Here is a 7,397-nt window from a genome sequence, read left to right as displayed (position 1 = left end):
GCCGTCCCGGACTGTGTCGGCGCCGGTCGGGTCGAGGCGCTTCTCGGGGCTGGGCGTCTCGACCTCGACCTCCTGGGCGCGCCGGGCCCGTCCGGCGAGGATCATCGCGCGGGCCAGGTCGATCCCGTTGAGGAAGCTGTTGCAGGCGTTGGAGACGTCCAGGGCGTGGGCCCGGGTGCCGAGTTCGGCCTGCACGAGGTGGGCGGTCGCGGGCTCGCAGACGTCCCGGGTGGCGGAGGCGAAGAGCAGCAGGTCGACGTCCTGCGGGCCGATGCCGCGGGCGGCGAGGGCGCGCCGGGCGGCGCCGATCGCGAGGGTCGAGGCGTACTCGCCGTCGGCCGCGAAGTGCCGGGTGCGGATCCCGGTGGCCTTCTCGAACATCCGCTCCGGGAGCTTCAGTCGGGACCCGGCCGTGACCTCGTCCTGGAGTTCCTGTGAGGTGAGCCGGCGGGCCGGCAGCCGGGAGCCGACGGCGGTGATGCCGATCCGCGTGTGTGCTGGTGGGCGCATGCCCCCATGCTCCGGCGGACGTGGCCGTGCCCACCTGAGTACGGGTACTCAGGTGGGCACGGGGGGCTACCCAATCGTCGGAACTCAGTCCTCGATGCGCACCTGCTGCACCACCGGCGCCTTGGCGTCGGCGGGCGCGTCGGCCGGGGCCTCCTTCATGGTGCTCAGCAGCTGACGGGCGAGGCCGAGGCCGGTGCCGCCCATGGTGAGCGCCTTGGCGAACATCTCGCCCATGCCGTCGGCGCCGTTGAGCAGCACCATGTGCTCGACGTTCCCGAAGGACTCGGAGGCGGCCCGGACGATCTCCGGCCACTTCTCCGCCAACTCCTGCGCCACGACGGCGTCCTGGTTCTCGGCGAGGGCCGCGGCGCGGGCCCGGATGCCCTCGGCGTTGGCCAGCCCGAGCGCCCGGGCCGCCTCGGCGTCCGCCAGACCGCGGGCCTCGATGGCCGCGGCCTCGGCCTGACCGGTGGCCCTGGTCGCCTCGGCGGCGGCCAGGCCGCGCACCTTGGTGGCCTCCGCCTCGGCCGCCGCGGCGATCTTTACCTGGCTGGCGTCGGCCGCCGCCCGCAGCTCGGTCTCCCGGGCGTGCGCCTGGGCCGAGGAGATCCGGGCGTCGCGGTCGGCGTCGGCCTTGGTGCGGGTCTCGTACGCCTTGGCGTCGGCCGGCTTGCGGACGTCGATCTGGAGCTGCTGCTCCTTGCGCTGGGCCTCCAGCTCGGCGACCTTCGTCTCCTGGACGACGACCTCCTGGCGGGCGGCCGCCTCGGCGAGCGGGCCGGCCTGCCGGGCGCGGGCGCTCGCGGTGTCCATCTCGGCCTGGTAGGCGGCCTGCTGGATCTCGCTGTTGCGGGTCGCCTCGGCCTTGCGGGCGAAGGCCTCCTGCTCGGCCTCGGTGGCCACGCGGTCGGCGGCGGCGGCCGCGATGCGGGCGTCGCGCTGGACGGCCGCGGCGTGCGGGGCGGCGAGGTTGCGGATGTACCCGGTCGGGTCGAGGATCTCCTGGATCTGCAGCGAGTCGATGATCAGACCGAGCTTCTCCATCTCGGTGCCCGAGGCGGCCCGGGTCTCGCCGGTCAGGCGCTCGCGGTCGCGGATCATGTCCTCGACCGTCAGCCCGCCGACGATGGAGCGCAGGTGACCGGCGAACACGTTGTGCACGCGCTGGCCCATCATCTTCTGCTGGTCCAGGAAACGGCGGGCGGCGTTGGCGATCGACACCGCGTCGTCGCCCACCTTGAAGATCACGACGCCCTTGACGTGCACCGGAATGCCCTGGGACGTCACGCACTCGACGTCCAGCTCGGCCTCGTTGAGGTCGAGCGACAGGCGGCGCACCGCCTGCATGCCCGGGACGACGAAGGTGCCCCGCCCGGTGACGATCCGGAATCCCAGGCCGTCCCCGTGCTTCGACCCGGAGATGATCAGTGCCTCGTTCGGCTCGGCGACCCGCCACATGAGCCTGAACAGGACGATCACAACGATGATGGAGGCCACCACGGCCCCCGCGACGACGCCGACAACCATCGGCCGACTCCCCCTTCGAGGCACACCGCTTCCGTGGCTGCGCGTGGTTGTGCAGGAGTGCGCGGACGCGGTGGCAGCGGAGATTCTGCGCCTGTTCGTGCGTGTGCGCCAGTAGGTGACGTCGTGACTTCGTCCCGGTCCTGTCACAGGCCCCGTGACGAGGGGAAACCGGTCGTCAGACCGGCGACACGAACACCGTTCGCGGCGCCTGGTACTCGACCACGATCACCTGCGTGCCCGTCGGCAGCGGATCCCCCGGCACCGCCAGGTACGCCAGGAACGCCTCCGTCCCCTGCCGCTCGGGCACGTGCACCAGCACCTCCCCGACCAGTCCCGCGCCGACCTTCCCCGTGACCCGCCCCGTCAGTCCGATCATGGGGTCCAGTCTGCGCCCGCCGTCCGTCCACCGGAAGCCATCTGGACCTGCGGCGATCCGCTCGCTACGGTGTTGGGCGTCATGCGCAGGCAACACCGCCTGCGGACGCGGGAGCTCGGAGCACCGGGCTGAGAGGGCGCTGAACGGTCCGTCGACGGACGGCCGGGACGCTGCGCCGACCGCAGGAACCTGGACCGGGTAATGCCGGCGTAGGGAGTGAAGGTCAGATGACCACGTTCGACGCACAGCCGCAGTCTGCCCAGAGCGCCCCGAGCAGCGAGCGCACCGGCTACCCGACCCCGGCCTGGCGCAAGGCCCACCGCGAGGGATCCCGCCCCGACCTGCGGGTCCCGTACCGCGAGGTGGTGCTCACCAACGGCAGGACCGTCCCGCTGTACGACACCTCCGGCCCGTACACCGACCCCGCCTACGAGCCCGACGTGCGCCGCGGCCTGCCCGCCCTGCGCGACGCGTGGATCCGCCAGCGCGGCGACGTCGAGGAGTACGACGGCCGCGAGGCCCGCCCCGAGGACGACGGGATCAAGCACACCTCGCCGCGCGGCGGGAACCTGCGCAACCTCGACGCCGTCTTCCCCGGCCGCCCCCGCCGCCCGCTGCGCGGCCGCGGCGGCGCCGCCGTGACCCAGCTCGCCTACGCGAAGCGCGGGATCGTCACGCCGGAGATGGAGTTCGTGGCCCTGCGCGAGGGCCTGGAGCCCGAGTTCGTGCGCGACGAGGTGGCCCGCGGCCGCGCCGTCATCCCGCTGAACGTGAACCACCCCGAGGTGGAGCCGGCGATCATCGGCACCAACTTCCTGGTGAAGATCAACGCCAACATCGGCAACTCCGCCGTCACCTCCTCGATCGAGGAGGAGGTGGAGAAGATGACGTGGGCCACCCGCTGGGGCGCCGACACCGTCATGGACCTCTCCACCGGCCGCAACATCCACACCACCCGCGAGTGGATCCTGCGCAACTCCCCCGTGCCGATCGGCACCGTGCCGCTCTACCAGGCGCTGGAGAAGGTCGACGGCCGGGCCGAGGAGCTCAGCTGGGAGGTCTACCGGGACACCATCATCGAGCAGTGCGAGCAGGGCGTCGACTACATGACCGTCCACGCCGGCGTGCTGCTGCGGTACGTCCCGCTGACCGCCCGCCGCAAGACCGGCATCGTCTCGCGCGGCGGCTCGATCATGGCCGCCTGGTGCCTCGCGCACCACAAGGAGAACTTCCTCTACACGAACTTCGAGGAGCTCTGCGACATCCTCGCCGCCTACGACGTCACCTTCTCGCTCGGTGACGGCCTGCGGCCCGGCTCCATCGCCGACGCCAACGACGAGGCGCAGTTCGCCGAGCTGCAGACCCTCGGCGAGCTCGGCCGGATCGCCCGCGAGCGCGACGTCCAGGTGATGATCGAGGGCCCGGGCCACGTCCCGATGCACAAGATCAAGGAGAACATGGATCTCCAGAAGGAGATCTGCGACGAGGCGCCGTTCTACACCCTCGGCCCCCTCACCACCGACGTCGCCCCCGGCTACGACCACATCACCTCCGGCATCGGCGCCGCGATGATCGCCTGGTGGGGCACCGCGATGCTCTGCTACGTGACGCCCAAGGAGCACCTGGGCCTGCCCAACCGGGACGACGTCAAGACCGGCGTGATCACCTACAAGATCGCCGCCCACGCCGCCGACCTCGCCAAGGGCCACCCCGGCGCCCAGGTCTGGGACGACGCCCTGTCCGACGCCCGCTTCGAGTTCCGCTGGGAGGACCAGTTCAACCTGGCCCTCGACCCGGAGACCGCGCGCGACTTCCACGACGAGACCCTCCCCGCCGAGCCGGCCAAGACCGCGCACTTCTGCTCCATGTGCGGCCCGAAGTTCTGCTCGATGAAGATCTCGCAGAAGATCCGCGACGAGCACGGCGACGGCTCCACCGCCGTGGACACCCAGTTCGACGCCGAGGCCGTGGCCGGCATGCAGGCCATGTCCGAGGAGTTCAAGGCCCACGGCAACAAGGTGTACCTGCCGCTGGCCGACTGACGCGCCACACGAAAGAGCCGCCCCGAGAGTTTCGACTCTCGGGGCGGCTCTTCGTCGTTGGATCGGCAAAAGCATCCGCCTACAGGTGCTCGGTCAGCTGCTCGGCCGCCCACTCCGCCCAGTCCCCGGAGGACTGGGAGGCGCGGATCCCGAACTCCAGCGCCAGCCACTCGCAGACCTGGACGGGATCACCGCGCCACTCCGCGCCGTCACGGAGGCTTTCGAGGAAGGCGTGGCGCGCCTTGTTGCGGCGGGCGAATTCCTGGAGGTAGGCGGCGCCCTCCTCGCGCTGCAGCGTCCACAGGAAGAAGACGCGCAGCAGTGCGGGGCTGCGGTAGGCGGCCTCGGAGCCGGGCCCGATCAGCCAGTCCCGCAGTTCGGCGCTCCCCGCATCGGTGATGCCGTACTCGCGGCGGTTGCGGGCGCCGGTGCCGGTGACCTCGATCAACCCGGTCTCGCTGAGTCTGGCGAGCTCGCCGTAGACCTGGCTCTGCTTCGCCGGCCAGACGAAGGCGAGCGAGGTCTCGAAGCGCTTCATGAGGTCGTATCCGCTACTGGGGTTCTCGGCCAGCAGGCCCAGGATCGCGTGGCGCAGGCTCATATCCGAACCCTACTACCGGGCTGACATGTCAGGACTGGACAGAACGAACCTGACCCGTCATCCTTTGACCGTCCAACATTGGAATGTGACTTCGGAGGGGTACGGCGGGATGGCCGAGATGGCTGCGCGACGCACAGGCAGGATGCACGGAGAGTCCGACGAGGCCGAGCCGGTCGGCCCGGAACGGTTGATCTACTTCTCGGACGCGGTGATCGCCATCGCCATCACGCTGCTGGCGCTGGAGCTACCGGTCCCGCACGGAGAGGCGCACGGCAACGACGGTGTTCTGCACTTCCTGCGCGAGCACCTGACGGAGTACGTGGCGTTCCTGATCAGCTTCTCGGCCGTCGCCATGCACTGGCTGCTCCACCAGCGTCTGTTCCGTTACGCGAAGGGGCTGACGGGTGGCGCGATCCACTGGAACCTGGCGTGGCTGCTCATGATCGTCACCATGCCGTTCACGACCAAGCTGCTGACCAGTGAGGCCGACGCGTTCCAGATCCAGTTCACCGCCTACGCGGCCGGCCAGGCCCTCGCGGGTCTGTTCCTCTGGCGGGCGTTCTCCGCACTGCGAAGCGGCGGGCTGCTGAAGGATCACACCCCGCCCTCGGTGATCGCCAACACCCTGTCCTGGAACGCCGCGGTGGTCGTGACGTTCGCGGCGTCGATACCCGTCGCGCTGGTCACTCACGCGGCCTCGCTGTGCTGGGGCCTGGTCCCGGCGGTCCGGTTCGCCCTGCGCTCCGTCCGGGGTCGTCGAGACGCAGGAATGTCTACCGACTGACCGCAGCCCCCCCCTCGAAGCGGGCCGCGCTCCTCGGGGAGGAGCGCGGGCCGCATTGCTTTGTCGACGTTTTGCCGCCGGAATTGTGATCGGCTATTCTCCGCCCGAAGCGGTGGGGGGTATCACCGCGTCGCCGCGGGATATAGCGGCAATTTCGGACTTTTGAGGTTGAGTTGAGACTTCGGCACGCAATCGTGGCGGCCTCGCTGATCGCGACCCCCTTTGCACTGTCCCTTCCCGCCCAGGCCGCCGGCCCGGACAAGGACCACTCCGTCCAGGTCGACGGCTTCACCTCGGTGGAGGCCGGCGGCGGCTGGACCGAGGGCACCGTGACGGTGAAGAACGACGCGGACGCGGTGTACAACACCCAGCACCTCGTCCTGTACTTCGGCCAGCAGTACCTCGGCCTGGACCAGGTCGCGGTGGAGTACGCCGACGGCGCCTCGGGCGCCTGGCAGCCGGCGAAGCTCGTCGCGCAGGAGCTCGGCGGCCAGTTCAAGGGGTACGAGGGCGTCTCCACCGACCTGACCGGCGCGGCCGTCGAGGTGCAGCCGCACGCCACCCACGTGTTCAAGCTGCGGGCGAAGCTGGTGCAGTCGAAGCACGAGGGCCCGACCTTCGGTTTCGCGATCCAGGCCTTCCTGAGCCCCGGCCTGGACAAGACCGGCCAGGCCGGTAACTGGACGGCGCTCGCGCCGGTGAAGAACGTCCCGGTCTCCGGGCTCACCACGGCCGTCACCGGTCTGCCGAAGGCCGTTCCGGCGGACGGCAAGCCGCACGCGTTCCAGGTCTCGATCAAGACCGCCAACGGCTTCGACTGGCACCTCACCAACGGCAGCTTCTTCCTGTGGGCCGGCCAGAAGTACGGGAAGATGGAGGGCCCGGCCGCGTGTGACGCCGAGGTGGACGTCCAGAACCCGGCCGACGGCAGCTGGCACAAGGTCGGCCTGAAGGCCGCCGGCTACGACGGGAACGACGTCGACCTGGTCAAGTGGGCCACCGGTCCGGTCGACAACCGGGTGCTCAACGCCCGGATCACGCTCGGCAAGAACTTCAAGTCCACCACGGACGACACCGAGCTCGACTTCGGCTACTACCCGGGCGCGGGCGGCCCCGACCTGTTCTGGACCACCCAGAAGTTCACGTCGACGCCGGTCGACGGCGCCCCCGAGTGCGTGAACCCGGACGCCCCGGCCACCACCCCGGCGACCCCGGCGCCGACCGCGAGCGCCGCGACCAGCGCGCCCGCCGTCGTCCCGGCCGGCGCGGCCACCAGCACCCCGTCGGCCGGCCCGAAGGCAGCGGTGGCGGCAGCTGGGACGGGCAGCAAGGCCGAGCTCGCCGACACCGGCTCCAGCGGCCTCGGCCTGACCGCCGGCGTCGCGGGCGCCCTGCTCGCGGCCGGCGGTGCCGCCGTGGTGCTGGCCCGTCGGGCCCGCCGGAGCTGACGCACCCGGCAACGGACGCATCCCGTGACGGCGGGGGGGGGGGTCTCGTAGGGGTTACACCCCCCCGCCCGCGGGCGTGCGGGGGGAATAGGGGGCGCCCCGGGGGGTA

Annotated in this window: 6 protein-coding genes, 1 pseudogene and 1 riboswitch; of the genes and pseudogenes, 3 read left to right on the top strand and 4 right to left on the bottom strand. The window is 71.1% G+C overall.

Translation table 11 applies throughout. From position 1 onward, the window contains the following. The 3 genes and pseudogenes from AB0O00_RS24985 to AB0O00_RS24975 form a co-directional block, all read right to left on the bottom strand. Positions 1 to 510: pseudogene (locus AB0O00_RS24985) on the bottom strand (ketoacyl-ACP synthase III); the annotation flags it as partial. Between the two features lie 84 nt (positions 511 to 594). Continuing rightward, positions 595 to 2,037: an SPFH domain-containing protein gene (locus AB0O00_RS24980; protein ID WP_363655281.1), complete on the bottom strand. Its 1,443-nt coding sequence runs from the start codon at positions 2,035 to 2,037 to the stop codon at positions 595 to 597. A gap of 175 nt (positions 2,038 to 2,212) precedes the next feature. Next, positions 2,213 to 2,413, bottom strand: a complete 201-nt coding sequence (locus tag AB0O00_RS24975) for a hypothetical protein (protein WP_218205124.1) — start codon at positions 2,411 to 2,413, stop codon at positions 2,213 to 2,215. 97 nt (positions 2,414 to 2,510) lie between these two features. Then, positions 2,511 to 2,646, top strand: a riboswitch (TPP riboswitch). Between AB0O00_RS24975 and thiC the strand changes: the two genes are divergently transcribed. Next, on the top strand, positions 2,641 to 4,455 hold the full coding sequence (gene thiC / locus AB0O00_RS24970) for a phosphomethylpyrimidine synthase ThiC (RefSeq protein WP_363655278.1): 1,815 nt from the start codon (positions 2,641 to 2,643) through the stop codon (positions 4,453 to 4,455). It overlaps the preceding riboswitch by 6 nt. A 79-nt stretch (positions 4,456 to 4,534) precedes the next feature. Here the strand turns inward: thiC and AB0O00_RS24965 are convergent, their stop codons facing one another. Further along, positions 4,535 to 5,056 (bottom strand): PadR family transcriptional regulator, encoded by a 522-nt coding sequence (locus tag AB0O00_RS24965; RefSeq protein WP_363655276.1) that lies wholly within the window; start codon positions 5,054 to 5,056, stop codon positions 4,535 to 4,537. A gap of 142 nt (positions 5,057 to 5,198) precedes the next feature. On the opposite strand from AB0O00_RS24965, the gene AB0O00_RS24960 reads away from it, so the two are divergent. Beyond that, positions 5,199 to 5,840: a TMEM175 family protein gene (locus AB0O00_RS24960; protein WP_363655274.1), complete on the top strand. Its 642-nt coding sequence runs from the start codon at positions 5,199 to 5,201 to the stop codon at positions 5,838 to 5,840. Positions 5,841 to 6,034: 194 nt separating this feature from the next. Next, positions 6,035 to 7,288 carry a hypothetical protein gene (locus tag AB0O00_RS24955; protein WP_363655272.1) on the top strand — a complete coding sequence of 418 codons (1,254 nt, stop codon included), beginning with the start codon at positions 6,035 to 6,037 and terminating at the stop codon, positions 7,286 to 7,288. The last annotated feature ends 109 nt before the right edge of the window (positions 7,289 to 7,397 follow it).

Origin of the sequence: Kitasatospora sp. NPDC093558, assembly GCF_040683475.1 — a bacterium.
GTDB lineage: Bacteria > Actinomycetota > Actinomycetes > Streptomycetales > Streptomycetaceae > Kitasatospora.
The sequence above is the reverse complement of the archived record's forward strand: the minus strand, read 5'-3'. Positions and strand labels throughout refer to the sequence as shown.

Coding starts and splice junctions, on each gene's coding strand:
- AB0O00_RS24980 (WP_363655281.1), bottom strand. CDS start 2,037: ATGGTTGTCGGCGTCGTCGCGGGGGCCGTGGTGGCCTCCATCATCGTT.
- AB0O00_RS24975 (WP_218205124.1), bottom strand. CDS start 2,413: ATGATCGGACTGACGGGGCGGGTCACGGGGAAGGTCGGCGCGGGACTG.
- thiC (WP_363655278.1), top strand. CDS start 2,641: ATGACCACGTTCGACGCACAGCCGCAGTCTGCCCAGAGCGCCCCGAGC.
- AB0O00_RS24965 (WP_363655276.1), bottom strand. CDS start 5,056: ATGAGCCTGCGCCACGCGATCCTGGGCCTGCTGGCCGAGAACCCCAGT.
- AB0O00_RS24960 (WP_363655274.1), top strand. CDS start 5,199: ATGCACGGAGAGTCCGACGAGGCCGAGCCGGTCGGCCCGGAACGGTTG.